We start from the raw sequence: 26,206 nt of genomic DNA on the forward strand, positions 1-26,206 counted from the left end.
GAGTATTCGATATGGTAGCCCAGAACGGCAAGGATCTGTTGATCAAGATCGACATGACTGGCGGAGGCCAGTTCGAGACCGCGGCGGGCCTGCGGGCCACGCGGATCAGTTTCAACGCGGAAACGGTGGATGTCACCTCGCTCGACAGCACCGGTGGCTGGCGCGAGGTGCTGGGCAGCGCCGGGGTGAAGACGGCCGCGATCAGCGGCTCGGGCGTGTTCAAGGACGAGGCCACGGACGAGCGCGTGCGCGAGATTTTCTTCGCGGGCGAGACGCCGGACTTTCAGGTGATCGTGCCGGATTTCGGCACCATGGAGGGGCCGTTTCAGGTCTCGTCCATCGACTACGCCGGCACCCATGACGGTGAGGCGACCTATGAAATGGCGCTGACCTCGGCTGGCCAGATCATCTTCACGCCGTTCCCGTGATGCAAAGCGAGCCGCACAACCCCTGGCGCGGCGAGGTCGCGCTGATGCTCAACGGTGAGGCGCACCAATGCCGGCTGACGCTGGGTGCGCTGGCCGAGCTTGAGGCCAGCTTGGGCGAGGACACGCTCGTGGCGCTGGTCGCCCGGTTCGAGCGCGGCGCCTTTTCGACCCGCGACGTGCTGGCGCTGATCGTGGCCGGATTGCGCGGCGGCGGCTGGCGCGGCACGGCGCGCGACCTGCTGAGCGCCGAGATCGAAGGCGGTCCGGTGCGCGCGGCCGAGGCGGCGGCGGAGCTTCTCGCCCGCGCCTTCGCCACCCCGTGAGCGGCCCTGAACCCGCGCTCGACTGGCCCGCGCTGATGCGGGCGGGTCTGCGCGATCTGGGGCTGGCGCCGGATGTGTTCTGGGCGCTCACCCCGGCGGAACTCTGGCTCATGCTGGGGGCCGACACGGGCACGCTGCCCATGGGGCGGCGCAGATTGGATGAACTCAGCGCGGCCTATCCAGACGGGGGCCGGGAAGGAGACGATGATGGACGAGATTGACGGGCTCGATGCCCTTGAGAGCGAGGCCAAACAGCTTGAGGCGACCCTGGGCTCGGTCACCACGATGACCGACGCCTTTGAGGGTCAGTTGCGCCGGATGAAGGCCACGTTGGGCGACACCACGCGCGATCTGGGCAATCTGGAGCGCGGCTTTTCCGGCGGGCTGCGCCGCGCCTTTGACGGGTTGGTCTTTGACGGCAAGTCCCTGTCGGACGCCTTTGCCACCTTGGGGCAAGCCATGTCGCGCACGGTTTATAACAACGCCATGCGGCCGGTGACGGACCACTTCGGCAGCATCCTTGCGGGGGGCGTCAACTCGCTGGTGTCGGCGATGATGCCTTTCGCCAAGGGGGGCGCGATTTCCCAGGGCCGGGTGACGCCTTTTGCCAAGGGGGGCGTCGTGTCGGGGGCCACCAGCTTCCCCATGCGAAGCGGCACCGGGCTGATGGGCGAGGCGGGGCCGGAGGCGATCATGCCCCTCAGCCGCGGCCCCGACGGCAGCCTTGGTGTCAAGGCGCAAGGCGGGCAGGCGGTCAACATCACCATGAACATCACCACCCCCGACGTGGCCGGTTTCCAGCGCAGCCAGAGCCAGATCGCGGCGACCCTTGGCCGTGCCTTGGGGCGTGGCCAGCGCAACCGCTAGGACAGGAGCAGCCAAGATGAATTTCCACGAAGTCCGCTTTCCCACGGATGTCAGTTTCGGCGCGCTGGGCGGGCCGGAACGCCGCACCGAGATCGTGACGCTTGCCAACGGGCACGAGGAACGCAACACGCCATGGGCCCATTCGCGCCGCCGCTTCGACGCCGGGATGGGCCTGCGCTCGCTTGATGATCTTGAGGTGCTGATCGCGTTCTTCGAAGCCCGGCGCGGGCAGATGTATGGGTTCCGCTGGAAGGATTGGGCCGACTACCGCTCGGCCAAGCCCAGCCGCGAAATCTCCGGCGGCGATCAGTTGATCGGCATGGGGGACGAGGTGCAGACCGTGTTCCAGATCGTAAAGAATTACACCTCGGGCGGGGCGGCCTATGCGCGCCCGATCGAAAAGCTGGTCGCCGGCACGGTTGAGGTGCAGGTCTCGGGCGATCCTTTGGTTGAGGGCGTGGACTACGAGGTGGACCTGAACACCGGGCTTGTGACCTTTGACCACCCGCCGGACATTCAGGCCGAGATCACCGCAGGCTATGAGTTCGACGTGCCCGTGCGTTTCGACATGGACACGCTGATGACCTCGGTGGCGACCTATCAGGCGGGCGAAGTGCCCCATGTGCCGCTGGTCGAGGTGCGGATATGAGCGCGTTTCAGGAGCATCTGGATCAGGGGCTGACCACGCTGGCGCGGTGCTGGGCGCTGACCCGCCGCGACGGCACGGTTTACGGCTTCACCGATCACGACCGCGATCTGGCGTTCGACGGGATCACCTTCAAGGCCGATGCCGGCCTGACCGCGCGGGCGATCATCTCGGGCACCGGGCTGGCGGTGGACAACTCCGAGGCGATGGGCGCGCTCTCGGACGCGGCGATCACCGAGGACGACATCGAGGCCGGGCGTTTCGACGGCGCGCTGGTGCAGGCGTGGTTGGTGAACTGGGCCGACGTGGCTGTGCGATCGCTGCGGTTCACCGGCCATATCGGAGAGCTGCGGCGCGAGGGCGGAGCCTTCCATGCGGAGTTGCGCGGGCTGACCGAAGCGCTCAACCAGCCGCAGGGGCGGGTCTATCAGACCCCCTGTTCCGCCATTCTGGGCGACAGCCGCTGCCGGTTCGATCTGGAGACCGAGGGGTTCCACACCGAGGTCGCGGTTGAGGTGTTGGAGGAAGACCGCCGGTTTCGCTTCTCCGACCTGCGCGGGTTCGAGCCCGCGTGGTTCGAGCGCGGGCGGCTGGTGGTGCTGAGCGGCGCGGCGGCGGGGCTGGTCTCGGTCATCAAGCGCGACCGGTTTCGCGACGGCGTGCGCGAGGTCGAGATCTGGGAAGCCCTGCGCGCGCCCGTTGTGGCGGGTGACAGGATCCGGCTTGAAGCGGGCTGCGACAAACGCGCCGAGACCTGCAAGGCCAAGTTCAGCAACTTTCTGAACTATCAGGGCTTTCCCGACATCCCCGGCGATGACTGGTTGATGAGCACCCCCAGCCGGGGCGGCCAGAACACCGGTGGCAGCCAACGGCGGGAGGGGCTGTTTTGAGCTCCATTGTCGCCGCCGCGCGCGGCTGGATCGGCACGCCTTATGTGCATCAGGCAGCGCGGCGCGGGATCGGGTGTGACTGTCTGGGCCTGTTGCGCGGCCTCTGGGCCGAGGTCACGGGCACGCCGCTGATCCCCGTGCCGCCCTACACCGCCGACTGGTCCGAACCGCAGGGCGATGAGCGGCTGCTGCGCGCGCTGGCTGCGCGGCTTGCGCCCAAGCCCCGCGACCGGGCGGCGGCGGGCGATGTGCTGGTGTTCCGGATGCGGCAGGGCGCGGTCGCCAAACACGTGGGCGTGCAGGCCGAGATCGGCCCGCAGGCCAGTTTTATACATGCGTATCAGGGGCATGGCGTGATCGAATGCGCCCTGACCCCGCCGTGGCAGTCGCGCCTTGTGGCGCGGTTTTCCTGCCCGGATTTCGCGTAACTTGAGGGTCTGACTTATGGCGACGATTGTTCTTTCGGCAGCAGGCATGGCGCTGGGCGGCTCCATTGGCGGCACGGTTCTGGGGATCGGCATGGCGGCGATCGGCCGCGCGGCGGGCGCCGCCATCGGCAGCGCCATCGACCAGCGGCTGCTGGGGGGCGGGGCCGACGCGGTCGAGACGGGCCGCATCGACCGGTTCCGGCTGACCGGCGCCAGCGAGGGCGCGGCGATCCCGCAGCTTTACGGCCGCATGCGCATCGCGGGGCAGGTGATCTGGGCCACCCAGTTTCAGGAATCCAAGACCACCACCGGCGGTGGCAAGGGCGGCCCGCCCAAGCCAAAGGTCACGCGCTACAGCTATTCCGTCTCGCTGGCCATTGCACTGTGCGAAGGCGAGATTTCCCGGGTCGGGCGCATCTGGGCCGACGGGGTGGAGATCGCGCCGGACGACCTGAACCTGCGCGTCTATACCGGCGGGCGCGACCAGATACCCGACCCCAAGATGGAGGCGGTCGAAGGCGCGGGGCAGGTGCCCGCCTATCGCGGCACGGCCTATGTGGTGATGGAAGACCTCGACCTTGAACCCTACGGCAACCGGGTGCCGCAATTCTCGTTCGAGGTGATGCGGCCGGGCCCCGATGAGATGGGCGCTGACCCGGTGCACGACGATCTGCACGATCTGGTTACCGGCGTGGCACTGGTGCCCGGCACCGGGGAATATGCGCTCGCCACCACCACCACGACGCTGAAAAAGGGCTTTGGCCGGCGCGAAGTGGTCAACGTCAACACGCCGGCGGGCAAGACCGATTACCTCGTGTCGATGGAGGCGCTGGACGCGGAACTGCCCAAGGCCAATTCGGTGACCATGGTTGTGTCGTGGTTCGGCGACGATCTGCGCTGCGCCGAGTGCCGGATCAAGCCCAAGGTCGAGCAGACGACGACCGACGCGAGCAAGATGCCGTGGCGGGTCGCGGGCGTCCCGCGCGGGGCCGCCGGGGTGGTCCCGTTCGAGGCGGGCCGGCCGATCTATGGCGGAACGCCTGCCGATGCCTCGGTCATCGAGGCGCTGCGCGATATGGCGGCGCGGGGCAAGCGAGCGGTGTTCTATCCGTTCATCCTGATGGAGCAGCTCGCGGGCAACTCCCTGCCCAACCCCTGGACCGGAGAGCCGGGCCAGCCGCGGCTGCCATGGCGCGGTCGCATCACGACCTCGCTGGCACCGGGGCAGGCGGGCACGCCGGACCAGACCGCCGCCGCCGATGCGGAAGTGGCCGCGTTTTTCGGCACGGCGCAGGTGTCGGATTTCGCAATTGACGGCGACCGGGTGACCTATTCGGGGCCGGACGAATGGTCCTACCGCCGGTTCATCCTGCATTACGCGCATCTCTGCGCGGCGGCGGGCGCGGTTGATGGCTTCTGCATCGGCTCCGAGATGCGGTCGCTCACCCAGATCCGGGGGGCGAACGGCTTTCCGGCGGTGCAGGCGATGGTCGATCTGGCCGCCGATGTGCGCGCCGTGCTGGGGCCGGACGTCAAGATCGGCTATGCCGCCGACTGGTCGGAATATCACGGCTACCAGCCCGGGGGCGGCGACAAGTTCTACCACCTCGACCCGCTCTGGGCCTCTGACGACATCGACTTCATCGGCATCGACAACTACATGCCCCTGTCCGACTGGCGCGAGGGGGAGGATCACCTCGATGCGTCTTACGGATCGATCTACAACCTCGACTACCTCGGGGCCAACGTCGAGGGGGGCGAGGGTTACGACTGGTATTACCATTCGCCCGAGGCCGCCGAGGCGCAAATCCGTACGCCGATCACCGACGGGCTGGGGGAGCCTTGGGTCTGGCGCTACAAGGACCTGCGCAACTGGTGGCTGCGCGCGCACCATGACCGCGTGAATGGAGAGCGCGCACCTTTGCCCACCGCGTGGGAGCCGGGCAGCAAGCCCATCTGGTTCACCGAGGTCGGCTGCCCCGCCGTGGACAAAGGCAGCAACGAGCCGAACCGCTTCGTGGACCTGAAATCCTCGGAATCCGGCCTGCCGCGCGCCAGCACCGGCATCCGCGATGACTACATCCAGATGCAGTTTCTGCGGACGATCTATCGCCACTACAACGACCCCGACCTGAACCCCGTCTCGCCGGTGACCGGCCTGCGCATGGTCGACCCCGAGCGCATCCACGTCTGGTCGTGGGACGCGCGGCCTTTTCCGGCGTTTCCCGGTAATGGAGAGCTGTGGTCGGACAATGTGAACTATGCACGCGGGCATTGGTTGAACGGGCGGGCCTCGGCGCGGCCCTTGTCCTCGGTCGTGGCGGAAATCTGCGAACGGGCGGGGGTGACCCGCTATGACGTCTCGGACCTGCACGGCGTCGTGCGCGGCTACGTCGTGGACCGGGTGAGCACAGCCCGTGCCGCGCTGCAGCCCTTGATGCTGGCCTATAGCTTCGACGCCATCGAGCGCGAGGGGCGGTTGATCTTCCGCACCCGCGACGCGCGGCTGGATGCGGCAATCACGCCGGGTGAGTTCGTCTATGAAGACGACGCGGAGGGTGCGGTCGAACTGGTGCGCGCGCAAGAGCCGGAGGTCGCGGGACGGGTCCGGGTGGCCTTCATCGAAAGCGACGCCGACTACGAGGTGCGCGCCTCGGAAGCGGTGTTCCCCGACGACCGCGCCCAGACCACCACGGGCACCGAGTTGTCGCTGGTGCTGACCAGCGCCGAGGCGCAGCGCATCGCCGAGCGCTGGCTGGCCGAGGCGCGGGTGGCGCGGGACACGGCGCGGTTCGCCCTGCCGCCGTCGCGTCTTGAGGTCGGCGCGGGCGACGTGGTGCATCTGCCAGACACCTATGGCGACGGGCTGTTCCGCATCGATCAGGTGGAACGCACGGACCGGCAGGTGCTGGAAGCGGTGCGCATTGAGCCTGCGATCTACGAGCCGCAGGACGTCACCGAGCGGACCTTCAACCTGCGCGGCTTCGTGCCTCCGGTGCCGGTGGAGCTGATGTTCATGGACCTGCCACTGCTGCGCGGGGACGAGGATCCGGTCGCCCCCTATGTCGCCACGTCCGGCATCCCGTGGCCCGGCTCGGTGGCGCTTTATTCGGCCGCGCAGGATGCGGATTACGCGCTGAACCGCCTGCTGACCGCGCCCTCGGTCATGGGGCTGACGCAGACCGAGCTGCCGCGCGCGGGGGCGGGGCTTTACGATCACGGGCCGGCCTTGCAGGTGCAGCTGATCCGCGGTGCGCTGCAATCGGTGTCCGACGCGCAGATCCTCGGCGGGGCGAATGTGGCGGTGATCGGGGATGGCACTGCCGACAATTGGGAGGTGTTCCAGTTCGCCCAAGCCGATCTGGTGGGAGAGGAGACCTATGAGCTGCGCCGCCGGTTGCGCGGGCAGGCGGGCAGTGACGGGATCATGCCCGACGTCTGGCCTGTGGGGTCGGTCTTTGTGCTGCTGGACGGGGTGCCCGAACAGATTTCCCTGCCCGGCTCGGCCCGCGGGGTGACGCGGCATTACCGCTATGGCCCCGGCACGCGGCCGATCAGCGACCCGAGCTACCAATACCGGACCGAAGCCTTTGCCGGCGTGGGCCTGCGCCCCTATTCCGTGGCGCATCTGCGCGCCGAGCCCGAGGGCAGCGCCGTGGCGATCCGCTGGACCCGCCGCACCCGGCTGGATGGCGACGGCTGGGACGGGCCGGACGTGCCGCTGTCGGAAGCTTACGAGCGCTACGCCGTGCGGGTGTTCCGCGACGGGGTGCAGGTGCGCGCGGCGACGACGTCGCAGCCGCAGTGGACCTACAGCGCGGCGATGCAGGCGGCGGACGGGACCGCAGGCGGGACGGCGGTGACGCGGATCGACGTGGCGCAGATCTCGGACGTGTACGGCGAAGGCCCGTCACGGGCGGTCACGCTGGCCCGCTGATGCGTCAAGTGGGGTGGAGCGATCTGGACATGGCGGCGCGGGCGCTGCTGGCGCGGCCCCCGGCAGAGCGCCCCCGCGCCGCCCGCGCGATGATCGAAGCGGCCCATGTGGCCGACCTGTGGCGCAAGCGCTTCGGCACCGCCCATCCCGGCGGCGGCACCGGGTCGCTGCACGCGGAAGCCTGTTTGCACGCGCGCCGTGCCGCGCGCCCGGGATCGCCCGAATATTGTGCGGCGCTGGCGCAGGTTCTGGCCGCGCTCGCCGCTTGGCGGGCGCGCCTGCATGACGATTTGTGATCACCCGCGCCACCGGTTTCATCTTGGATTTTGCAGCCGTTTCGCGGTAGGAGGGGCCCGAAAGAGAGGTGCGCCCATGGCCCGGACCAACCCAAAACTCGCCCAGATCGACCCCGTCTGGCAGCGCATCTGCCGCGAGGCCGAGGAGGCGATCGCCGATGAGCCGTTGATCGGCGGCTTCGTGCACACCTCGGTCCTGCATCACAAATCGCTGCAAAACGCGCTGGCCTACCGGATTTCGATGAAGCTCGCCTCGTCCGAGATGTCCGACCAGATGCTGCGCGAGATTGCCGATGCGGCCTATGCCGACGATCCCGATCTGGCCGAGGCCGCCCGCGCCGACATCGTGGCGATCTTCGACCGCGACCCCGCCTGCCTGCGGTTTCTGCAACCGTTGTTGTTCTTCAAGGGATTTCAGGCGGTGCAGGCGTATCGGCTTGGCAATTATCTTTGGAAACAGGGCCGCCGCGATCTGGCCTATTACGTGCAGATGCGCGTGTCGGAGATTTTCGGCGTCGACATTCACCCCGGGGCCGCCATCGGCAAGGGGCTGATGATCGACCACGCCCATTCCATCGTCATCGGCGAGACGGCGGTGGTCGGCGACAACGTGTCGATGCTGCATTCGGTAACGCTGGGCGGCACCGGCAAAGAGGAAGAGGACCGGCACCCGAAGATCGGTGACGGCGTGCTGATCGGGGCCGGGGCCAAAGTGCTGGGCAACATCCGCGTGGGCGAATGCAGCCGCATTGCCGCCGGATCGGTCGTGCTCGACCATGTGGCGGCGAAAAAGACCGTCGCGGGGGTGCCGGCGAAGGTGGTGGGCGAAGCGGGCTGTTCGCAGCCGTCGCGGACCATGGATCAGTTGTTGCGCACCCACGGGTAGGCGTGCGGCTTGGCGGGACGAAAGAGGGGGGGCAGCCCCCCGTCCTGCGGACTCCCCCCGGGATATTTTTCAAGCAAAGATGAGGCGGGGGGCGAATGAATAAGGCCGCCGGGGTGGGTCCGGCGGCCCTTGTGTTTCGGCGTGTGCTGCCTTAGGCGAGCATGCCCATGGGGTTTTCGAGGTGCGTCTTGATCGCGTTGAGCAGGTTCGCCCCCAGCGCCCCGTCGATCACCCGGTGATCAACCGAGAGCGTGGTGGACATGACCGTTGCGACCTTGAGCTCTCCGTCTTCGCCGACCACGGGCTTTTTCGCGCCGGCCCCGACCGCGAGGATCGCGGCGTGGGGCGGGTTGATGATCGCGTCGAAGTTGTCGATGCCGAACATGCCGAGGTTGGAGATCGCGAAGCTGCCGCCCTGATATTCATGCGGCGCGAGCTTGCGGTCGCGGGCGCGGGCGGCGAGGTCTTTCATCTGGGTGCTGAGCGAGGACAGGGATCGGGATTCTGCGTCCTGCAGCACCGGCGTGAAGAGCCCACCTTCGATGGCCACGGCCACCGCCACGTCCGAGGCTTTCATCCTCAGCACGCGGTCCCCGGCCCAGACGGCGTTGGCGTCCGGCACCTCTTGCAAAGCGAGCGCGCAGGCCTTGATGATGAAGTCGTTGACGCTGAGCTTCACGCCGCGGTCTTCCAGCGTTTTGTTGAGCTGGCTGCGGAACTTCAGCAGGGCATCGAGTTCGATGTCGCGGCGCAGGTAGAAATGCGGCACGGTCTGCTTGGCTTCGACCAGACGGGTGGCGATGACCTTGCGCATCCCGTCAAGCGAGACCTCTTCGTAGTCGCGGCCCTGATACATCGCGGCGACCTGATCGGCGCCCATGCCCGTGGGCATCGCGGGTTTTTGGCCTTCGGTCTTGGCCGCGGGGGCCTCGGCCTTGGCGGCTTTCGGCTGGGCGGTCGCGTTTTCAACATCGACCTTGATGATCCGTCCGCGCGGGCCGGAGCCTTCGATCTGCGCCAGATCGAGGCCTTTGTCCTTGGCGATACGGCGGGCCAGCGGGGTGGCGAAGATGCGGTCTCCGTCCTTGCCGGCGGGGGGCGAAGAGGCGGCGGGGGTCGCATCTGTCGCGCCCTTGCCGTAGCCCTTGGCGGGCGCGGTCTTCTCGCTCGCCCCGGCGGGGGGCGCATCGGACGCGGTGTCGGCGGAGGACGTGTCGGCGGGTGTGGAGGCGGAGGCGCTGCTCATATCCTCACCCTCTTCGCCGATGAGGGCGATGGGGGAATTGACCTTCACGCCCTCAGTGCCCTCGGCCACCAGCAGCTTGCCGATGACGCCTTCCTCGACGGCCTCGAACTCCATCGTCGCCTTGTCGGTCTCGATCTCGGCCAGAAGGTCGCCCGACTGCACGGTGTCGCCCTCTTTCACCAGCCATTTCGCCAGCGTGCCTTCCTCCATCGTGGGGGACAGCGCGGGCATGAGAATTTCGGTTGCCATTGTCTGTTCTCCTTAACGGTAGGTGACTTGGTTCACGGCCTCGATCACCTCATCAGTGGTGATCAGGGCGTGTTTTTCGAGGTTCGCGGCATAGGGCATCGGCACGTCCTTGCCGGTGCAGTTGATCACCGGCGCGTCGAGGTAGTCGAAGGCCTGCTGCATGATCGTGGCACCGAGGTGGTTGCCGATGGAGCCCACGGGCCAGCCTTCCTCAACCGTGACGCAACGATTTGTTTTCTTTACACTTTCCAGAACGGTGCCATAGTCGATGGGGCGCAGGGTGCGCAGGTCGATCACCTCGGCCGAGACGCCATCCTGAGCCAGCTTTTCAGCGGCCTCCATGGCGTATTGCATGCCGATGCCGAAGCTGACGATGGTCACGTCGGTGCCTTCCACGGCCACGCGGGCCTTGCCGAAGGGGATGGTGAAATCGTCGATCTTGGGCACCTCGAACGAGCGGCCATAAAGGATCTCGTTCTCGAGGAAGATGATCGGGTTGGGGTCGCGGATCGCGGTTTTCAGCAGGCCTTTCGCGTCGGCGGCGGTGTAGGGCATCACGACCTTGAGGCCGGGGACCATGGCATACCACGCCGCGTAATCCTGCGAGTGCTGGGCCGCCACGCGCGCCGCAGCGCCATTGGCCCCGCGGAACACCATGGGCGCGCCCATCTGGCCGCCAGACATGTAGAGCGTTTTGGCGGCGGAGTTGATGATCTGGTCCATGGCCTGCATGGCGAAGTTCCAGGTCATGAATTCGACGATCGGCCGCAAGCCGCCGAAGGCCGCGCCGACCGCAACGCCAGTGAAGCCATGTTCGGTGATCGGCGTGTCGATCACGCGTTTTTCGCCGAACTTGTCGAGCAGGCCCTGACTGATCTTGTAGGCACCCTGATACTCGGCGACCTCTTCGCCCATCAGGAACACGGTGTCGTCGCGCTCCATCTCTTCGACCATGGCTTCGTTCAAAGCCTCGCGCACGGTCATCGTCTTCATCTCGGTGCCTTCGGGATAGTCCGGCGAGCGGTCCGAGGGGGCGAAGTCGATGGCGCCCGAGCCGCTGTCGGAGCGGGCGACGGCGGGGGCGGCGGGTTCGTCGGAGGGGGTGGCCTCGGCAGAGGCGGTAGAGGAGGCAGCGGCCTCCATGTCTTCGCCTTCTTCGCCGACGATGGCGATGGGGGTGTTCACTTTCACGCCCTCGGTGCCTTCGGCGACAAGGATCTTGCCGATCACGCCGTCATCGACGGCTTCGAATTCCATCGTTGCCTTGTCGGTCTCGATCTCGGCGATGATATCGCCGGATTTCACCTCGTCGCCTTCTTTGACAAGCCATTTGGCGAGCGTGCCTTCCTCCATAGTGGGGGAGAGGGCGGGCATGAGTAGTTCAGTAGCCATAAATGTGCCTCTTATGTCGTCTGGTGTTGCAGTGTCTACGGCGCTGATGCGTGACCTGGCGCTGCGGTTGATGTGTGAAGGTGCCGGTCATCGGCATAGTAATCGTCGACAAAGCGCCGCACGGGGCCCTCTGTCAGCTCCGGCAGCACGCGCCAATCCGAAACCTTCTGTTCCGGCTTCGCCAGATTAAGCAACCGGCGCAGCCCGCGGCGGGAAGACCGTCCCCCGCTTGTAGATTGATTGCGGCGACGGGATGACAGACGTTTACCAGTCACCTGCTCTATGTGCTGCAAAGCTGCGGTGTAATCTTCCAACCGGAAGATATCTGCCACGATCTGTTGATCATCTACGTAGAAAAACGCCTTCTGCTTCGAGAAATGGCAATACTCCGCAGGCGCACATTCCGGCCGCGCCTCGATAGCGCGCAGCACTTCGTCAATCAGGCCTTTGCGTTCGGTATCGCTGTAGCTGTCTAAAGCGCGATCGCGAAACCGGCGCGTGTGTTCGGCCAAAGCAGAGCCGAACCGTTGCACCGGATCCCTGACCAGTCCGAAGGCTTTGACCTTTTGCACAATCGCAAGATCCTCGGAGAAAAACCGCGCCATGACAGGTAGCGTGACATGGCCCATATCAACAGTGCCATACCCCGGCAAAACATGCGTCCTCGCCTTATATTTGCCACCCGTCTCATCATAACGCATCAGTTGCTTGCGCACAGACGATCCTCCCGCTTTGGGATTGTGGATGAAGGCAAAGCCCCGGGACTGTGCGAGCACATGCGTCATCTCTAGCTTGCGCTGGCCTGCGGAAGATCGTCGGCGTAGATGTCTGTCCAGAGTTCGCTGAGGTCCGGCTCGGGGCTTTCCTTGGCGAATTCGGCGCTTTCGTTGACGACGGCCTTGATGTCCTTGTCGATGGCCTTGAGGTCATCTTCGCTCGCGTGTTTGCCGGTGAGCAGCAGGTCGCGGACCTGTTCGATGGGGTCGCGTTCGTCGCGCATCTTCTGCACCTCGTCACGGGTGCGGTATTTGGCGGGGTCCGACATGGAGTGGCCGCGGTAGCGGTAGGTTTTGACCTCAAGCACGTAGGGGCCCTTGCCCGCGCGGCAGTGGGCGACGGCTTTTTCCGAGGCTTCCTTGACCGCCAGCACGTTCATGCCGTCGACAATCTCGCCGGGGATGCCGAAGGCTTCGCCGCGGGTGTAGAGGTCGGGGGTGGAGGTGGACCGCTTCTGGCTGGTGCCCATGGCGTATTGGTTGTTCTCGATCACGAAGATCACCGGAAGATCCCAGAGCGCCGCCATGTTAAAGGTTTCGTAGATCTGGCCCTGATTGGCCGCGCCGTCGCCGAAATAGGTGAAGGTGACGTTGTCGTTGCCTTTATATTTGTCCGAGAAGGCAAGGCCCGCCCCCAGCGGCACCTGCGCGCCGACGATGCCGTGGCCGCCGTAGAAATGCTTCTCGGACGAGAACATGTGCATCGAGCCGCCCTTGCCCTTGGAGTAGCCGCCCTCACGTCCGGTGAGTTCGGCCATCACCCCCTTGGGGTCCATGCCGCAGGCCAGCATGTGGCCGTGGTCGCGATAGGAGGTGATGCGCTTGTCCCCCTCTTTCGCGGCGGCCTCGAGCCCGACGACGACGGCTTCCTGACCGATGTAGAGGTGACAGAACCCGCCGATCAGGCCCATGCCGTAAAGCTGGCCGGCCTTTTCCTCGAATCGACGGATGAGAAGCATGTCCCGATAATATTCAAGGAGCTCTTCGGCAGAAACGTTTGATTTCTTTTGCGATTTCTTGGCGGCCATGGGTCCTCCCTCGGGGCTGCGGAAAAGTAGTTTAACATTAAACTATCTTCTACAGCGATTGACAGGAAAAATCGACACACAATCTGACGTGCGGTAATTTTCCTTGCCCAGCAGGGCAATTCGCGCCTGACGGCGCTGGCGCGAGGGGAAGGGCCGGACGGGACAGGCGGCGCGGGTGCGCGGTTAGCGGATCACGATTTCGTCGGCGCGGACCATGCCCAGCACGTCGCGGGCGCGTTCGTCGAGCAGGTCCAGATCAAGGTAGGTGTCGCTGAGCCGGCGGGTGAGGTTTTCCAGCCGCGCCACGTCGGCCTGCACCAGCGCCAGCTCTTCGGTGAGCGCGCGAGCCTCGGCGTCGATCTCGGCGCGTTTGAACACGCCGTAATCGCCCTGCACCGCGGCGAAGGTGAAGTAGAGCCCCAGCATCAGGGTGCCTGCGAAATAGAGAAGAACCCCCATCGGGGCGCGGTTCACTCGGGTCATCTGGGTCTGCCTCATGTTTGCGGCCTCTGGGGGCCGCTTGCGGGCAGAATCGCACAAATGATTCGCCTTGGGAATCCCCTTTATGTAGGGGCGCGACCCTTTGCCGGTGGCAGATGCAGGTTTTGCCGGACCGTTTGGCTCAGGCGACCGAGGCTGCGTGAATGCTCGCGATCGCGCGGCCCAGTGTGGCGTTGAACTCCGCGTCGGACTGGTGCGCCGAAAGCCCTTCGGTCAACGCCCGGCTGAAGCTGGCAATCACGCCGGGGTTCTGTGCCAGACGGGCGTTCGCCTCGTCCCGGTCATAGCCCCCCGACAGCGCCACCACCTTGAGGCAGTTGGGATGATCCACAAAGGGCTGATACTGGCCGGGGGTTTCCGGCAGGGTCAGCTTCAGCATGACCTGCTGGCCCTCGGGCAGGGCGTCCAGATGGCGCAGGATGGTCTGGGTGACCATCTCTTCGATCTGCGCCTTGTCGGTGGCCTTGATGTTCACCTCGGGCTCGAGGATCGGCATCAGGCCGTGGCCATAGACCTGCGCCCCAAGCGCGAACTGCTGGGCCACGATGGCGTTGATCCCGTCTTCGTTGGCCGCATGGATGACCGAGCGTTCCTTGGTGCCGAAGATGCCGCCCTTGGCCGCCCGCTCAAGCAGGTGATCAAGGTTCGGGATCGGCTTCATCATCTGCACGCCGTCCTTTTCCTCCTCAAGGCCCTTGTCGATCTTGAGGAAGGGGACCACGCCGTTGTCTTCCCAGAGCGCCTTGGCCGAGGGTTTGCCGCCGATCTCGCGGTCCATCGTCATCTCGAACAGGATCGCGCCGATCACCTTGTCGCCGTTGAAATCCGGCGCGTTGACGATGCGGGCGCGCATCTCGTGGATCAGGTCGAACATCTGGTCGTCGTTGGCATAGGCATCCTCGGACACGCCGTAAGCCTTGAGCGCCTTGGGCGTGGAGCCGCCCGACTGGTCGAGCGCTGCGATGAAGCCTTGGCCGTTGCGGATCTGGTCTGTCATGGCGGAGGTCATCGGGGCGTCCTTTCAGTTGTGTTTCCAGCGTCATACGGGAGGCGGGCGGGGCCGACAATTCTGGTTACGCTAACAGGCGCGACGAATGCGCAAGGTCGCCCCGTCCGCGGCGCAGGTCAGCCGCCCAAGGCCGCGACCCCGGGGAGCGTCTTGCCCTCCATCCATTCCAGAAACGCGCCGCCCGCGCTGGAGATATAGGTGAAATCTCCGGCCACGCCCGCCTGATTGAGCGCCGCAACGGTGTCCCCACCCCCCGCCACGGTGATCAGATCGCCGGCTTGGGTCATCTCGGCTGCGGTTTTCGCGGCGGCGAAGGTGGCCTTGTGGAAGGGCTCGATCTCGAAAGCACCCAGCGGGCCGTTCCAGATCACGGTTTTCGCGCGCTCGAAGACCTGCCCGATGTGCGCGACGCTGTCGGGGCCCGCGTCAAGGATCATCGCGTCCGAGGGCACGTCCCCGGCCATGACGGTCTGCGCCTCGGCACCGGCCTTGAACTCTTTCGCCACGACCACGTCGCGCGGCAGCAGGATTTCGCAGCCCTTGTCGGCGGCCTTGGCGGCAATCTCGCGCGCGGTGTCGGCGAGATCGTGCTCGCAGAGCGATTTGCCCACGTCGATGCCCTGCGCGGCGAGGAAGGTGTTCGCCATCCCGCCGCCGATCACGATCACATCGACCTTGTCGATCAGGTTGCCCAGCAGGTCCAGCTTGGTCGAGACCTTGGCCCCGCCCACGACCGCCACGACGGGGCGGTCGGGTGAGCCGAGCGCCTTTTCCAGCGCGCCCAGTTCCTCTGCCATCAGCCGGCCCGCACAGTTGGGCAGCAATTCCGCCACACCGGTCGTCGAGGCATGGGCGCGGTGCGCGGCCGAGAAGGCATCGTTGCAGAACACATCCCCGAGGCTAGCCAGAAACTGCGCCATTTTCGGGTCGTTCGCTTCCTCCATCGGGGAAAAGCGCGTGTTTTCAACAAGGATCACGGCGTCGTCCGGGGCGGCGTCGATGGCGGCGCGGTCGGGGCGTTCCATGAAGGTCACTTCGCGGCCCAGCACCTGTTCCAGCGTCGGCACGGTGACGCGCAAAGACATTTCGGGGACGGGCTGGCCCTTGGGGCGGCCGAAGTGGGCGAGCAGCACGGGTTTGCCCCCCTTGGAAAGGATGTCGGTGATCGTCGGCTTGATCCGCTCGATCCGCGTCGCATCGGTGACCTTGCCGTCCTCCACGGGGACGTTGATGTCCACCCGCGTCAGCACCACCTTGCCCGAAAGATCCATGTCGTCGAGTGTATTCCAGCCCATCGTCGCCTCCTGCTTGACTGGCGCTTTAATCGACAATCCGCCCCCACGGGTCAACCGCGTCTTGGAATTCCCGGCCGCGCGCACTAGGTTCCGCCGCAACGCACAACACAAAGGACGCCCGCAATGGCCGGATACAAAGACCCCGAGAACACAATCCTGATGGAGCTGAAGGACGGCACCGTGGTGATCGAGCTTCTGCCCGACGTGGCCCCCAAGCACGTGGAGCGCATGAAAGAGCTGGCCCGCGCCGGCGCTTATGACAATGTGGCCTTTCACCGGGTGATCGACGGCTTCATGGCGCAGACCGGCGACGTGGCCCATGCCAACATGGAAAAGGACTATAACCCCGGCCGCGCTGGCACGGGCGGGTCGGACCTGCCGGACCTGCCTGCGGAATTCTCCAAGGTGCCCCATGCGCGCGGCTCGCTCGGGGCGGCCCGGTCGGCCAATCCTAATTCCGCCAACAGCCAGTTCTTCATCAACTTCAAGGACAACGATTTCCTGAACGGGCAATACACCGTTTACGGGCAGGTCGTCGAAGGCATGCAGTTCGTCGACGCCATCGCCCGGGGTGAGCCGCCCGCCAACCCCGACCGGATGATCTCGGTCAAGGTGGCCGCCGATGCGTAAGCTGTTGGATGGCACCGGCGCGCTGGTCGTTGCGCTGATCCTGTCGGCCTCGCTGGGCGCGCCCACTGCCGCCACCGCGCAAGAGGGTGCCTCGGCGGACCCCGAGATCGTCGAGGAGGCCGCGCCGACGACACCCGTGGCGGGCACCACCGATGTGGTCTCGGTCCCGGTTGAGGGCGACAAACTGGCGATCACCATCGAAGGCTCGGCCAATGGCACCGTGGTGATCGACCTGTTCGAGGATGTGGCCCCGCAACACGCCGCACAGCTCAAGGCGCTGGCCCAGCAGGGCGCCTATGACGGGGTGGTCTTTCACCGCGTGATCGACGGCTTCATGGCCCAGACGGGCGACGTGGAGTTCGGCGACAGCACGGCGGAGAATTTCGACATGCGCCGCGCGGGCACGGGCGGCTCGGAGCTGGACGACATCCCGCTTGAGGTCAGCGATGAGCTGTCCTTCACCCGCGGCATGGTCGGCATGGCCCGCGCGGAAAACCCCGACAGCGCCAACAGCCAGTTCTTCATCATGTTCGAGGATGGCCCGTTTCTGGACGGGGATTACACCATCGTCGGCGAAGTGACCGAGGGCATGGACGTGATCGACGAGATCAAGCGCGGCACCGGCCCGAACGGCGCGGTCGTGGGCGAGGCCGACGTGATGACCACGGTGCGCGTGCTCGAGTAACGCGCCCATCACATGACCGTAGGGGGGCTATGCAGCGCTGCATGGCCCCCTTTACGTTGGGGCACCCCTAGGAAGGAGGTTGCCCCATGCTGCGATTTGCCATGATCCTGTCCGTTCTGGCTTGCACCGCCAGCGCCGATCCCGCGCGTTGGCGCAGCGCCTGGCCCGAGACGGATTTCGCACGAACCACCATTGACAATTGGTCCGAGATCATCTCGGGCGGGCCGCCGAAAGACGGCATTCCGGCGCTGAATGATCCGGCGTTCATCGCGGTGGGCGACGAGGCGCGCCTGACCGATCGCGAACCGGTCATCTCTTTAGAAATGGAGGGGCACCCCCCGCGCGCCTATCCGTTGCGCTACTTGATGTGGCACGAGATCGTGAACGACGTGATGGGCGGCGTGCCTGTGGCGGTGACCTTCTGCCCCTTGTGCAATTCCGGCATCACCTTTGACCGGCGCACCGACCATGGCACGTTGACCTTCGGCGTTTCGGGCAAACTGCGGCAGTCGGACATGGTGATGTTCGACCGCGAGACCGAATCCTGGTGGCAGCAGGCGATTGGCGAGGCGATCGTGGGCGAGCTGACCGGCACCCGGTTGCGCACCCTGCCGTCCTGGATGGAAAGCTGGGCGGCGTTCCGCGACCGCAATCCGCGCGGTCTGGTGATGGACCAGCCCGATGCCCGACGCAATTACGGGGCGAACCCCTATGTACGGTATGACAGCGCGGACCGGCCGTTTCTGTTCGACGGAGAGATGCCGCCCCACGGGATCGCGCCCTTGGCCCGGGTGGTGCGCGTGGGCGATGCGGCCTGGCCCCTGACGCGGCTGGCGCAGGCGGGCGAGCTGCGCGAGCGTGGCGTGACGCTGAGCTGGCACAGCGGCCAGGCCTCGGCCCTGGACAGCGCGAGGATCGGGGAGGGGCGCGACGTGGGCAACGTGCGCGTGCGCGACCCCGCGGGCCGCGATCTGCCGCATGATGTGCTGTTTGCCTTTGCCTTTCATGCTTTCTGGCCCGAGGGGGCTTGGATGCTGGGCGATTAGCCCGTGGCAGACCGGCCCTCCGGGGGGAGTTTATCCGGTCAGATGAAGGCTCAGGTGCCGCAAAAGGTCTGGTGGACCTTTTCGTGCGTCTGTGGCGGCTGCATGTAGGCTTCGGACTCCGTGAATGGTGCGCTGACCGCTGCCAGCATCGCGTGGAAGGGGGCGAAATCTCCGGTGACGGCGGCCTCGATCACCTCCTCGATCTTATGCGTGCGCGGGATCACTGCCGGGTTCGTCCTGCGCCAGAGCGCGTCGTCGGGCTTGGCCGCGCGCCAGCGGGTATGCCAGTCGGGCAGGGTGTCGGCGGTGCGGTCGAGCGCGTGGAAAGTGTTCGTGAAATCCAGCCCGGCGGTGGCCATCTCGGTGAGCAGATCCTGCGCAAGGGCGGTGGTCTTGTTCCCCGCCGTGAGGCCCAGCTTGCCAGCAAAGACCCGCGACCAGGCCGCTTGGTAGAGTGCGGGGAAGCGGTTGAGCGCCTCGGTGTAGGCGTCGATGGCTTTGTCTTGATCCGGTTCCAGCAGCACCAGCGCCGTGCCGAGCTGTGCAAGGTTCCAGTGGGTGACTGAAGGCTGGTTGGAATAGGCGTAGCGCCCCTGTCGGTCGATGGAAGAAAACACGCGATCGGGGTGGTAGTCGTCCATGAAGGCGCAAGGCCCGTAGTCGATGGTCTCTCCGGCGATCTGCACGTTGTCGGTGTTCAGCACGCCATGGATGAAGCCCAGACCCATCCAGCGCGCCACCAGACCGGCTTGCCGTGCGACCACCTGTTCGAAGAATTCCAGCGGGGTCGTGGCCTTGGGGTAATGGCGGGCCATGGCGTAATCAGTGAGCGCGCGCAAACCTTCCACATCGTTGCGGGCGGCGAAGAACTGGAAGGTGCCCACGCGGATGTGCGATGCGGCCACGCGGGTCAGGATCGCGCCGGGCAGGGGGCCGTGTTCGCGGCGCACGGTCTCTCCGGTGCTCACGGCGGCCAGCGCGCGGGTGGTGGGCACGTCGAGCGCGTCCATGGCGCAGCTCATGAGGTATTCGCGCAGGACCGGGCCAAGCCAGGCGCGGCCGTCACCGTTGCGCGAATAAGGGGTCGGGCCGGAGCCCTTGAGCTGGATGTCGACGCGGCCCTCGGGGGTCTCAAGCTCGCCCAGATGCAGGGCGCGGCCATCGCCCAGTTGTGCGGAAAAGCCTCCGAACTGGTGGCCTGCATAGACTTGCGCGAAGGGGGTCGCCGCGTCCGGCAGCGCGTTGCCCGAGAAAAGCGCCGCGGCCTCGGCGTCGGTCATCTGCGCCGTGTCGAGCCCGAGGCGGGCGGCGAGGTCATGGTTGAACACGATCAGCCCAGGCGCGGCCACGGGGGTGGCCGGTTGGCGGGTGTAGAACCTCTCGGGCAGGTCGAGATAGGTGGCGGTGAGCGGCAGGGTCAGGGGCATGGCGCGGCCTTTGTGGCGGATCGGGACGGGTTCGGGGGTGATATAAGGGCGCGGGGCGCACTTTTACACCCGCGCCCGCGTTCTGCCCCCGTGGCGCGACTTACAGGCTGCGGGTCATCACGGCGGCGCGCGCGTGCGGTTTGAAATGCGCCCGGGCGAAGAGCCGCTGCGTCGCCTCGTCCGCGGGGTCGAGCTTGACGTGCAGCGCTGTAATCCCCGCGCCGCGCAGGCTGGCCGAGATCGCCGAGAGCACTTCCGAGGCGATGCCGCGTTTGCGCACGCTGGGGCGGATGAAAAGCTCTTCCACCGTGGCGTCCATGCCGCCGTGTTCCACGGACCAGCCGAAGGTGATGATGATGTAGCCCGTGGGCGCTTTCGCCAGCCCGAAGAGCCATGCGGCCCCCAGCGGCGAGCCTTCGAGCAGCGGGGCGAGGGCGGCGGCGCGGTGGTCTTCGCTGCGCGCAATCCCGGTTTCTTCGTGGCACGCGGTGACAAGCGCCAGCAGGCGGGGCGCGTCTTCAGGGCCGGCGAGGTGGATGGCGGTGGTCATGGGGCGGATCCTTGGGCGGGAAAGGGCCTGCCATACCGGTGACGGGCGATGGGGGAAAGCCCCGGGCGCGCGTGGTGGGCGCGCCCGGGAGAGTCGGGGGTGGGATGGGCGGTCAGCCCAGCGTGGCGAGGCGTTCGGCCAGCAGGGCAAAGAAGCCGTCGGCGTCGATGTCGCCCATGAAGGTGCAGTTCGGTTCGCGGTCGGTGACGCGCCACCAGTCGGCGACGGTCATGCCGAGGGTGAGTTCCGATTTCGTTTCGATCTCGACGTTGATGTGCCGGCCGGTGAACAGCTCGGGCCGGATCAGGTAGGCGATCACCGTAGGGTCGTGCAGGGGCGCGCCTTCGGAGCCGTATTTCTCTTTGTCGAAACGTTCGAAGAAGTCGGTCCATTCGGCGGTCATCCGGCCCACTTCGGTGCCCATGTCGCGGAACGCCTGCACCCGGGGCGCGGTGGTGAGCGCCTTGTGCGTCATGTCCAGCGGCATCACGGTGATCGGCAGGCCCGATTTGAACACGATGTCGGCAGCCTCGGGGTCGACGTAGATGTTGAATTCTGCGGCGGGGGTGATGTTGCCGCCTTCAAAGAAACCGCCGCCCATGAGCACGATTTCGGCAATCGCCTCTTTGATCTCGGGGGCGCGCTCTAGGGCGGTGCCGATGTTGGTGAGCGGGCCGAGCGGGCAAAGGGTGACGGAGTTCGCAGGGGCCGCGCGCAGGGTCTCGATGATCCAGTCGACGGCGTGCTGCTCTTGCAGGGGCATGGTCGGGTCGGCCATCTGCGGGCCGTCGAGGCCGGTTTTCCCGTGGACGTGTTCGGCGGTGACCAGCGGGCGCGACATCGGCGCGTCGCAGCCGGCAAACACCAGCGTGTCGGGCTTGCCGGCCAGTTCGCAGACGATGCGGGCGTTTTTCTGGGTCAGGTCCAGCGGCACGTTGCCGGCGACGGCGGTGATGCCCAGCACGTTGAGTTCGGGCGAGGCGAGCGCCAGAAGGATGGCGACGGCGTCGTCCTGACCGGGATCGGTGTCGATGATGATATTGCGCGACATGGGGCACCTTTGTTTGACAATCGGAAGGCAGGCGGGCCTGCGTTGCCCCTGTCTTAACGGCGGCGGATGCGGAGGTGAAGGTCTGCCGTGCGTTATCGCGGCACGGGCGGGATTTAGGTATTTTTGAACCAGAGAATGCGGGGTGGTGCGGGTTATTGCGCACAGGATGCGCGAGGGGATGGGCTGCGGCAAAGGACTGCCGAAGGCGCGGGGCGATCTGGCAGGGAGTCGCGCATCGGGTGGGGTTTCGCCGCGGTGCTCTGGAAGGGCGGGGCGCGGGCGCCTAGATCAGGGACATCGGGTCGCAATGGCCCCAACGTCCTGAGGAGACACTGATGCAGAGTTTCAAGATGTTCGCCAGCGCGCTGGCCCTGACGGCCGCAGCAGGCGCGGTCGCCGCGCAAGAAGCGAACCCCGAAATCGACGTGAACAATGACGGCTTTTACAGCTTTCCCGAGGTGACCACCTTCTACCCTGAGGTCACTGTGGATGTGTTCACGCAGATCGACACCACCGGCGACGGCCTGCTTGATATGGCCGAGGTTGCCGCCGCGCAGGAGGCCGGTCTGATGCCGGTCGAGGCGCAGGACTGAGCATTGCGGACACGTCAGGTTGCTGCCACAGCCTGACGGAGCCTCGTGCGTCCCCCAAGCGTGACGAGGTATCTGCCCCCTGATCCCATTGTGGATCAGGGGGCATTTTATTGCTGAGAGGGCACGTTCAGACGCTTAGGCCGTGCGACCGCGCGAGAGGGCCGCAACGCCGGTGCGGGCCATTTCCACCAGACCGATGGGGCGCATCAGGTCGGCGAAAGCGTCGATCTTGTCGGTGGTGCCGGTGATCTCGAAGGTGAAGCTGTTGAGCGTGCTGTCGACCACGCTGGCGCGGAACACATCCGCCAGACGCAGCGCCTCGACCCGGTCGTCGCCCTCGCCCTCGACCTTGAAAAGCGCCAGTTCCCGCTCAACCGCGCGGCCCTCAACGGTGAGGTTGTGCACCTCGCGCACCGAGACGATCCGCCCGAGCTGCGCGGTGATCTGGTTGATGGTCTGCGGCGTGCCGGTGGTCACCACGGTGATGCGCGACAGATGGCCGGTGTGATCCACCTCGGCCACGGTGAGGCTTTCGATGTTGTAGCCGCGCCCGGAGAACAGCCCGATCACCCGCGCCAGAACGCCGGGTTCATTTTCCACCAGAACGGCAAGCGTGTGGCGCTCCTCAACGTCGGAAAACGTCGGGCGCAGGTTGTAGGCGGAGTGGGATGTAGAGCCCTTTTTGATGTTAAGTGCGGACATTTGGCTGACCTTTGCTTTTGATGGGGGCAGTTTTTCGCGCAGCTGACGGTTCCGTGATCTGCGCGCAAGTATTTGGTTTCATTGTGCGAATGGCGCTCTGTTCCGTTTGCGACGTTGCGTCACCTGTCATGCTGTCACAAGGGCGGGAACGGATCGGGGATTTCGGCGGTTGACCCTGTGAAGGCCCGCAGGACAGCACGTCCCCCACGGCGGGTCCACGTAATTGTATGGAGAACCGAATGACCCTGCTTAAGAAAACCCTGATCGCAACGACTGCCACCATGATCGCCAGCACCGGCGCCGTCTGGGCCGAAGCGCACCAGCTTGACGCCAATGCCGCCCGTCTGGACGCAACGCTGGACACCGATGGTGACGGCGAGGTGTCCAACGACGAGATCATCGAAGGCAACATGGCCTTCTTCGACACCGACGGCAACGGCGCGATCGACGCGGACGAGCGTGGTGTGGCCGAAGAAATGCTCATGACCTCGAACGGCACGATCACCGTCGACATGATGCAGGAGGCCAGCGGCAGCGCCGGTCTGATGGTCGACTTCGACGTGAACGCCGCCCGTCTGGACACGACGCTGGACACCAATGGTGACGGTGAAGTCTCGGACGACGAGATCATCGAAGGCAACATGGCGCTGTTCGACACGGACAACAACGGCATGGTTGATGCAGATGAGCGTGGTCGCGCCGAAGAAGCCCTGCGCACCGGGTCCTTCGCCGAAGTGGATGCGGTCCGCACCGGTGGCTCTGACGGTCTGCCCATGATCGACGTGCGCGCCGCCCGTCTGGACATGACCCTTGATACCAACGGTGACGGCGAAGTCTCCGACAGCGAAATCATCGAGGGCAACGTGGCCGTCTTCGACATGAACGGCGACGGTGTGCTGGACGCGGAAGAGCGTGGCATTGCCGAACAGAAAGTCCGCAGCAACTCGTAATTGCGTGCAGACCCGACAAAGGCGGCCCCCCGGGGGCCGCCTTTTTTCGTGGCCCAAAGATATGCGACCGCGCCCGGCATCACCCCTCGCAATCGAGCGTGGCATAATAGGTGTTGGCCAGCCCGTCCTTGACGATGGTCTCGACCGTGCAGCCGGTGACCTGTTCCGCCGCCAGTCCCGCGTTCGCCAGAAGCACCGCCGGAGAGGTGCGGCCGGTCTCGAAGTTCTGCACCGTGACGCCCTGCGCGGTGCGGTTGACCGTATAGGGGTAGCCGTTCACGACCACCGCCTCACCGGGCATGAACTCGGTCACGGCCTTGCCGGAACAGGCCGCTAGCAGCAGCAAAAGGGGCAGGGCGAGCAGGCGCATCAGACCAGCACGCTGCCTTTGGCGTCGATCACGCCTTGGGTTTCGGCATCGCCCAGCAGCATGTCGTTGTGCGCCTTGCCCGAGGGGATCATCGGGAAGCAGTTTTCGTGCTTTTCCACCAGACAGTCGAAGATCACCGGCCCGTCGTGGTTGAGCATCTCCATGATCGCGTCGTCCAGATCGGCGGGGTCGGAACACAGGATGCCCTTGGCGCCGAAGGCCTCGGCCAGTTTCACGAAATCGGGCAGGCTTTCCGACCAGCTCGAGGAATAACGCTCACCGTGCAGAAGCTCTTGCCACTGACGCACCATGCCCAGACGTTCATTGTTGAGGATGAACTGTTTCACCGGCAGGCGGTACTGGGTCGCAGTGCCCATTTCCTGCATGTTCATCAACCATGAGGCTTCACCGGCCACGTTGATGACCAGCGCGTCCGGATGCGCCATCTGCACGCCGATGGACGCGGGGAAGCCGTAGCCCATGGTGCCCAGACCGCCCGAGGTCATCCAGTGGTTCGGCTCTTCAAAGCCCATGTATTGCGCGGCCCACATCTGGTGCTGGCCCACTTCGGTGGTGATGAAGCGGTCCTTGCGGTCCTTGGTCAGCGCTTCCAGCCGGGACAGGGCGTGCTGCGGTTTGATGGTCTTTTCACCTTGGGTATAGGCAAGGCAGTTGATCTTTTTCCACGTGTTGATCTGGTCCCACCATTTGCCGACGCCTTCGGCGTTGGTCTTGCGGCCGCGGGATTTCCAGACCTTGAGGATGTCTTCCAGCACATGGGCCACGTCGCCGATGATCGGGATGTCCGTGCGGATCACCTTGTTGATCGAGCTGGGGTCGATGTCGATATGCGCCTTGATGGAATTGGGGCTGAACTTTTCGATCACGCCGGTGATGCGGTCGTCGAAGCGCGCGCCGATGTTGATCATCAGATCGCAGTCGTGCATCGCCATGTTCGCTTCGTACAGCCCGTGCATGCCCAACATGCCCAGCCATTTGTCGCCCGAGGCGGGATAGGCCCCCAGCCCCATCAGGGTCGAGGTGATGGGAAAGCCCGTGCCCTCAACCAGTTCGCGCAGCAGCTGGCTGGCCGCGGGGCCGGAGTTGATGACGCCGCCGCCGGTGTAGAACAGCGGCTTCTTGGCGGTCTCCATCGCGGCGACCAGCTCGGTGATCTCGTCCAGATCACCCTTCACCTGCGGCTGATAGTGTGAAGAGGCAGGCGCGGGCTTGGTGTATTCGCCCGAAGCGAACTGCACATCCTTGGGGATGTCCACCAGCACCGGACCGGGGCGGCCCGTGGTGGCGACGTGGAAGGCCTCATGAATGATGCCGGACAGCTTGTCGGTCTCTTTCACCAGCCAGTTGTGCTTGGTGCAGGGGCGGGTGATGCCCACGGTGTCGGCTTCCTGAAAGGCGTCCGACCCGATCATGAAGGTCGGCACCTGACCGGAGAAGACGACGATCGGGATGGAGTCGAGCAGCGCGTCGGTCAGACCGGTGACCGCGTTCGTGGCACCGGGGCCCGAGGTGACCAGCGCCACGCCGACCTTGCCGGTCGAGCGGGCATAGCCCTCGGCGGCGTGGACCGCGCCCTGTTCGTGACGCACAAGGATGTGCTTGATCGAGTTCTGCTGGAAAATCTCGTCATAGATCGGAAGCACCGCGCCGCCGGGATAGCCAAAGACTGTGTCCACACCCTGATCTATCAGGGCCTGAACCATCATTTTCGCACCGGTCATCTGAGCTGACATCTTGTAATCCTCGTTCTGGCGTTCGTCAGTGTCGTTCTTGGGTATCGTGATCGTGTCGCATAAAAAAGCCCCCGAGGGTATCGGAGGCGCATGGGAACCGGAATGGTCAACCTGTCAAAAGCCCATGCGCGTTCGTCCTACTACGATTAGAATGCGTGACATTCCCATTGCTCCTGTCTGCGTTAGGGGCGTTATGCCCGCGCGAGGTTGAAGGGTCAACCGCCCGCGTGGAGAAAATGTCGCGGGGCGGC

Annotated in this window: 28 protein-coding genes; 15 read left to right on the plus strand and 13 right to left on the minus strand. The window is 65.6% G+C overall.

The features are described 5' to 3' along the window. The first annotated feature begins 11 nt into the window (after positions 1-11). From DC363_RS00730 to cysE, 10 genes are all read left to right on the plus strand, one after another. Complete coding sequence (locus tag DC363_RS00730; protein WP_108639213.1) at positions 12-428, plus strand: phage major tail protein, TP901-1 family; 417 nt, start codon at positions 12-14, stop codon at positions 426-428. Then, on the plus strand, positions 428-751 hold the full coding sequence (locus tag DC363_RS00735) for a gene transfer agent family protein (RefSeq protein ID WP_108639214.1): 324 nt from the start codon (positions 428-430) through the stop codon (positions 749-751). The genes DC363_RS00730 and DC363_RS00735 overlap by 1 nt, the downstream gene beginning before the upstream one ends. Continuing rightward, positions 748-972: a rcc01693 family protein gene (locus tag DC363_RS00740; protein ID WP_277871139.1), complete on the plus strand. Its 225-nt coding sequence runs from the start codon at positions 748-750 to the stop codon at positions 970-972. The genes DC363_RS00735 and DC363_RS00740 overlap by 4 nt, the downstream gene beginning before the upstream one ends. Continuing rightward, on the plus strand, positions 959-1,618 hold the full coding sequence (locus DC363_RS00745) for a phage tail tape measure protein (RefSeq protein WP_108639215.1): 660 nt from the start codon (positions 959-961) through the stop codon (positions 1,616-1,618). Before DC363_RS00740 ends, DC363_RS00745 begins: the two co-directional genes overlap by 14 nt. A 16-nt stretch (positions 1,619-1,634) precedes the next feature. Then, positions 1,635-2,267 carry a DUF2460 domain-containing protein gene (locus DC363_RS00750; protein WP_108639216.1) on the plus strand — a complete coding sequence of 211 codons (633 nt, stop codon included), beginning with the start codon at positions 1,635-1,637 and terminating at the stop codon, positions 2,265-2,267. Further along, positions 2,264-3,154 carry a DUF2163 domain-containing protein gene (locus DC363_RS00755; protein ID WP_108639217.1) on the plus strand — a complete coding sequence of 297 codons (891 nt, stop codon included), beginning with the start codon at positions 2,264-2,266 and terminating at the stop codon, positions 3,152-3,154. Before DC363_RS00750 ends, DC363_RS00755 begins: the two co-directional genes overlap by 4 nt. Next, complete coding sequence (locus DC363_RS00760; RefSeq protein WP_108639218.1) at positions 3,151-3,582, plus strand: NlpC/P60 family protein; 432 nt, start codon at positions 3,151-3,153, stop codon at positions 3,580-3,582. The genes DC363_RS00755 and DC363_RS00760 overlap by 4 nt, the downstream gene beginning before the upstream one ends. Positions 3,583-3,598: 16 nt before the next feature. After that, positions 3,599-7,519: a baseplate multidomain protein megatron gene (locus tag DC363_RS00765; RefSeq protein WP_108639219.1), complete on the plus strand. Its 3,921-nt coding sequence runs from the start codon at positions 3,599-3,601 to the stop codon at positions 7,517-7,519. Next, complete coding sequence (locus DC363_RS00770) at positions 7,519-7,815, plus strand: DUF7742 family protein (protein WP_108639220.1); 297 nt, start codon at positions 7,519-7,521, stop codon at positions 7,813-7,815. The genes DC363_RS00765 and DC363_RS00770 overlap by 1 nt, the downstream gene beginning before the upstream one ends. Positions 7,816-7,891: 76 nt before the next feature. Next, complete coding sequence (gene cysE / locus DC363_RS00775) at positions 7,892-8,701, plus strand: serine O-acetyltransferase (RefSeq protein ID WP_108639221.1); 810 nt, start codon at positions 7,892-7,894, stop codon at positions 8,699-8,701. A 151-nt stretch (positions 8,702-8,852) separates the two neighbouring features. Here cysE and DC363_RS00780 read toward each other — a convergent pair whose 3' ends face one another. The 7 genes from DC363_RS00780 to DC363_RS00810 form a co-directional block, all read right to left on the minus strand. Next, entirely contained in the window at positions 8,853-10,196 is a 1,344-nt protein-coding gene (locus DC363_RS00780) for a pyruvate dehydrogenase complex dihydrolipoamide acetyltransferase (protein ID WP_108639222.1), read from the minus strand. A gap of 12 nt (positions 10,197-10,208) precedes the next feature. Then, positions 10,209-11,588: a pyruvate dehydrogenase complex E1 component subunit beta gene (locus DC363_RS00785; RefSeq protein ID WP_108639223.1), complete on the minus strand. Its 1,380-nt coding sequence runs from the start codon at positions 11,586-11,588 to the stop codon at positions 10,209-10,211. Positions 11,589-11,623: 35 nt separating this feature from the next. Then, complete coding sequence (locus DC363_RS00790; RefSeq protein ID WP_146180722.1) at positions 11,624-12,304, minus strand: hypothetical protein; 681 nt, start codon at positions 12,302-12,304, stop codon at positions 11,624-11,626. Between the two features lie 71 nt (positions 12,305-12,375). Next, the gene (pdhA, locus tag DC363_RS00795) at positions 12,376-13,392 is read right to left on the minus strand and encodes a pyruvate dehydrogenase (acetyl-transferring) E1 component subunit alpha (protein WP_108639225.1); all 1,017 of its coding nucleotides are present in this window, start codon (positions 13,390-13,392) and stop codon (positions 12,376-12,378) included. Positions 13,393-13,575: 183 nt separating this feature from the next. Then, positions 13,576-13,875: an FtsB family cell division protein gene (locus DC363_RS00800; protein ID WP_196778359.1), complete on the minus strand. Its 300-nt coding sequence runs from the start codon at positions 13,873-13,875 to the stop codon at positions 13,576-13,578. Between the two features lie 139 nt (positions 13,876-14,014). Then, positions 14,015-14,902 (minus strand): fructose bisphosphate aldolase, encoded by an 888-nt coding sequence (locus tag DC363_RS00805; protein ID WP_108639226.1) that lies wholly within the window; start codon positions 14,900-14,902, stop codon positions 14,015-14,017. A 116-nt stretch (positions 14,903-15,018) separates the two neighbouring features. Next, on the minus strand, positions 15,019-16,197 hold the full coding sequence (locus tag DC363_RS00810; protein WP_108639227.1) for a phosphoglycerate kinase: 1,179 nt from the start codon (positions 16,195-16,197) through the stop codon (positions 15,019-15,021). A gap of 123 nt (positions 16,198-16,320) precedes the next feature. Between DC363_RS00810 and DC363_RS00815 the strand changes: the two genes are divergently transcribed. The 3 genes from DC363_RS00815 (at position 16,321) to DC363_RS00825 (ending at position 18,558) form a co-directional block, all read left to right on the plus strand. Further along, positions 16,321-16,827 (plus strand): peptidylprolyl isomerase, encoded by a 507-nt coding sequence (locus tag DC363_RS00815; RefSeq protein WP_108639228.1) that lies wholly within the window; start codon positions 16,321-16,323, stop codon positions 16,825-16,827. After that, positions 16,820-17,512, plus strand: coding sequence for a peptidylprolyl isomerase (locus tag DC363_RS00820; RefSeq protein ID WP_108639229.1), 693 nt, complete (start codon positions 16,820-16,822; stop codon positions 17,510-17,512). The genes DC363_RS00815 and DC363_RS00820 overlap by 8 nt, the downstream gene beginning before the upstream one ends. Before the next feature lie 86 nt (positions 17,513-17,598). Continuing rightward, a complete protein-coding gene (locus DC363_RS00825; protein ID WP_108639230.1) occupies positions 17,599-18,558 on the plus strand; it encodes a DUF3179 domain-containing protein in 960 nt (319 codons plus the stop codon). Positions 18,559-18,608: 50 nt separating this feature from the next. Here DC363_RS00825 and DC363_RS00830 read toward each other — a convergent pair whose 3' ends face one another. The 3 genes from DC363_RS00830 to DC363_RS00840 form a co-directional block, all read right to left on the minus strand. Beyond that, on the minus strand, positions 18,609-19,985 hold the full coding sequence (locus tag DC363_RS00830) for a protein adenylyltransferase SelO (protein ID WP_108639231.1): 1,377 nt from the start codon (positions 19,983-19,985) through the stop codon (positions 18,609-18,611). Positions 19,986-20,085: 100 nt separating this feature from the next. Beyond that, positions 20,086-20,535 (minus strand): GNAT family N-acetyltransferase, encoded by a 450-nt coding sequence (locus DC363_RS00835; RefSeq protein WP_108639232.1) that lies wholly within the window; start codon positions 20,533-20,535, stop codon positions 20,086-20,088. Positions 20,536-20,647: 112 nt separating this feature from the next. After that, positions 20,648-21,586 carry a nucleoside hydrolase gene (locus DC363_RS00840; RefSeq protein ID WP_108639233.1) on the minus strand — a complete coding sequence of 313 codons (939 nt, stop codon included), beginning with the start codon at positions 21,584-21,586 and terminating at the stop codon, positions 20,648-20,650. 335 nt (positions 21,587-21,921) lie between these two features. On the opposite strand from DC363_RS00840, the gene DC363_RS00845 reads away from it, so the two are divergent. After that, the gene (locus DC363_RS00845) at positions 21,922-22,179 is read left to right on the plus strand and encodes an EF-hand domain-containing protein (protein ID WP_108639234.1); all 258 of its coding nucleotides are present in this window, start codon (positions 21,922-21,924) and stop codon (positions 22,177-22,179) included. Positions 22,180-22,314: 135 nt separating this feature from the next. Here DC363_RS00845 and ilvN read toward each other — a convergent pair whose 3' ends face one another. After that, complete coding sequence (gene ilvN, locus DC363_RS00850) at positions 22,315-22,881, minus strand: acetolactate synthase small subunit (RefSeq protein WP_108639235.1); 567 nt, start codon at positions 22,879-22,881, stop codon at positions 22,315-22,317. A 239-nt stretch (positions 22,882-23,120) separates the two neighbouring features. Between ilvN and DC363_RS00855 the strand changes: the two genes are divergently transcribed. Continuing rightward, positions 23,121-23,831 carry a hypothetical protein gene (locus DC363_RS00855; protein WP_158270810.1) on the plus strand — a complete coding sequence of 237 codons (711 nt, stop codon included), beginning with the start codon at positions 23,121-23,123 and terminating at the stop codon, positions 23,829-23,831. A gap of 79 nt (positions 23,832-23,910) precedes the next feature. Here the strand turns inward: DC363_RS00855 and DC363_RS00860 are convergent, their stop codons facing one another. After that, complete coding sequence (locus tag DC363_RS00860) at positions 23,911-24,201, minus strand: hypothetical protein (RefSeq protein ID WP_108639237.1); 291 nt, start codon at positions 24,199-24,201, stop codon at positions 23,911-23,913. Then, complete coding sequence (locus DC363_RS00865; RefSeq protein ID WP_108639238.1) at positions 24,201-25,955, minus strand: acetolactate synthase 3 large subunit; 1,755 nt, start codon at positions 25,953-25,955, stop codon at positions 24,201-24,203. Before DC363_RS00865 ends, DC363_RS00860 begins: the two co-directional genes overlap by 1 nt. Positions 25,956-26,206 lie beyond the last annotated feature (251 nt).

The organism is Thalassorhabdomicrobium marinisediminis (assembly GCF_003072065.1).
Taxonomy (GTDB): Bacteria; Pseudomonadota; Alphaproteobacteria; order Rhodobacterales; family Rhodobacteraceae; genus Octadecabacter; species Octadecabacter marinisediminis.

Excerpts from the sequence above, each read along its gene's own strand:
- DC363_RS00815 (WP_108639228.1), top strand. The coding sequence starts at position 16,321 with ATGGCCGGATACAAAGACCCCGAGAACACAATCCTGATGGAGCTGAAG.
- DC363_RS00840 (WP_108639233.1), bottom strand. The coding sequence starts at position 21,586 with ATGTCGCGCAATATCATCATCGACACCGATCCCGGTCAGGACGACGCC.
- DC363_RS00800 (WP_196778359.1), bottom strand. The coding sequence starts at position 13,875 with ATGACCCGAGTGAACCGCGCCCCGATGGGGGTTCTTCTCTATTTCGCA.
- DC363_RS00765 (WP_108639219.1), top strand. The coding sequence starts at position 3,599 with ATGGCGACGATTGTTCTTTCGGCAGCAGGCATGGCGCTGGGCGGCTCC.
- DC363_RS00865 (WP_108639238.1), bottom strand. The coding sequence starts at position 25,955 with ATGTCAGCTCAGATGACCGGTGCGAAAATGATGGTTCAGGCCCTGATA.
- pdhA (WP_108639225.1), bottom strand. The coding sequence starts at position 13,392 with ATGGCCGCCAAGAAATCGCAAAAGAAATCAAACGTTTCTGCCGAAGAG.
- DC363_RS00825 (WP_108639230.1), top strand. The coding sequence starts at position 17,599 with ATGCTGCGATTTGCCATGATCCTGTCCGTTCTGGCTTGCACCGCCAGC.
- DC363_RS00735 (WP_108639214.1), top strand. The coding sequence starts at position 428 with ATGCAAAGCGAGCCGCACAACCCCTGGCGCGGCGAGGTCGCGCTGATG.
- DC363_RS00745 (WP_108639215.1), top strand. The coding sequence starts at position 959 with ATGGACGAGATTGACGGGCTCGATGCCCTTGAGAGCGAGGCCAAACAG.
- DC363_RS00845 (WP_108639234.1), top strand. The coding sequence starts at position 21,922 with ATGCAGAGTTTCAAGATGTTCGCCAGCGCGCTGGCCCTGACGGCCGCA.
- DC363_RS00855 (WP_158270810.1), top strand. The coding sequence starts at position 23,121 with ATGACCCTGCTTAAGAAAACCCTGATCGCAACGACTGCCACCATGATC.
- DC363_RS00750 (WP_108639216.1), top strand. The coding sequence starts at position 1,635 with ATGAATTTCCACGAAGTCCGCTTTCCCACGGATGTCAGTTTCGGCGCG.
- DC363_RS00860 (WP_108639237.1), bottom strand. The coding sequence starts at position 24,201 with ATGCGCCTGCTCGCCCTGCCCCTTTTGCTGCTGCTAGCGGCCTGTTCC.
- DC363_RS00780 (WP_108639222.1), bottom strand. The coding sequence starts at position 10,196 with ATGGCAACCGAAATTCTCATGCCCGCGCTGTCCCCCACGATGGAGGAA.
- DC363_RS00730 (WP_108639213.1), top strand. The coding sequence starts at position 12 with ATGGTAGCCCAGAACGGCAAGGATCTGTTGATCAAGATCGACATGACT.
- DC363_RS00755 (WP_108639217.1), top strand. The coding sequence starts at position 2,264 with ATGAGCGCGTTTCAGGAGCATCTGGATCAGGGGCTGACCACGCTGGCG.
- DC363_RS00820 (WP_108639229.1), top strand. The coding sequence starts at position 16,820 with ATGCGTAAGCTGTTGGATGGCACCGGCGCGCTGGTCGTTGCGCTGATC.
- cysE (WP_108639221.1), top strand. The coding sequence starts at position 7,892 with ATGGCCCGGACCAACCCAAAACTCGCCCAGATCGACCCCGTCTGGCAG.
- DC363_RS00835 (WP_108639232.1), bottom strand. The coding sequence starts at position 20,535 with ATGACCACCGCCATCCACCTCGCCGGCCCTGAAGACGCGCCCCGCCTG.
- DC363_RS00770 (WP_108639220.1), top strand. The coding sequence starts at position 7,519 with ATGCGTCAAGTGGGGTGGAGCGATCTGGACATGGCGGCGCGGGCGCTG.
- DC363_RS00785 (WP_108639223.1), bottom strand. The coding sequence starts at position 11,588 with ATGGCTACTGAACTACTCATGCCCGCCCTCTCCCCCACTATGGAGGAA.
- DC363_RS00810 (WP_108639227.1), bottom strand. The coding sequence starts at position 16,197 with ATGGGCTGGAATACACTCGACGACATGGATCTTTCGGGCAAGGTGGTG.
- ilvN (WP_108639235.1), bottom strand. The coding sequence starts at position 22,881 with ATGTCCGCACTTAACATCAAAAAGGGCTCTACATCCCACTCCGCCTAC.
- DC363_RS00805 (WP_108639226.1), bottom strand. The coding sequence starts at position 14,902 with ATGACCTCCGCCATGACAGACCAGATCCGCAACGGCCAAGGCTTCATC.
- DC363_RS00830 (WP_108639231.1), bottom strand. The coding sequence starts at position 19,985 with ATGCCCCTGACCCTGCCGCTCACCGCCACCTATCTCGACCTGCCCGAG.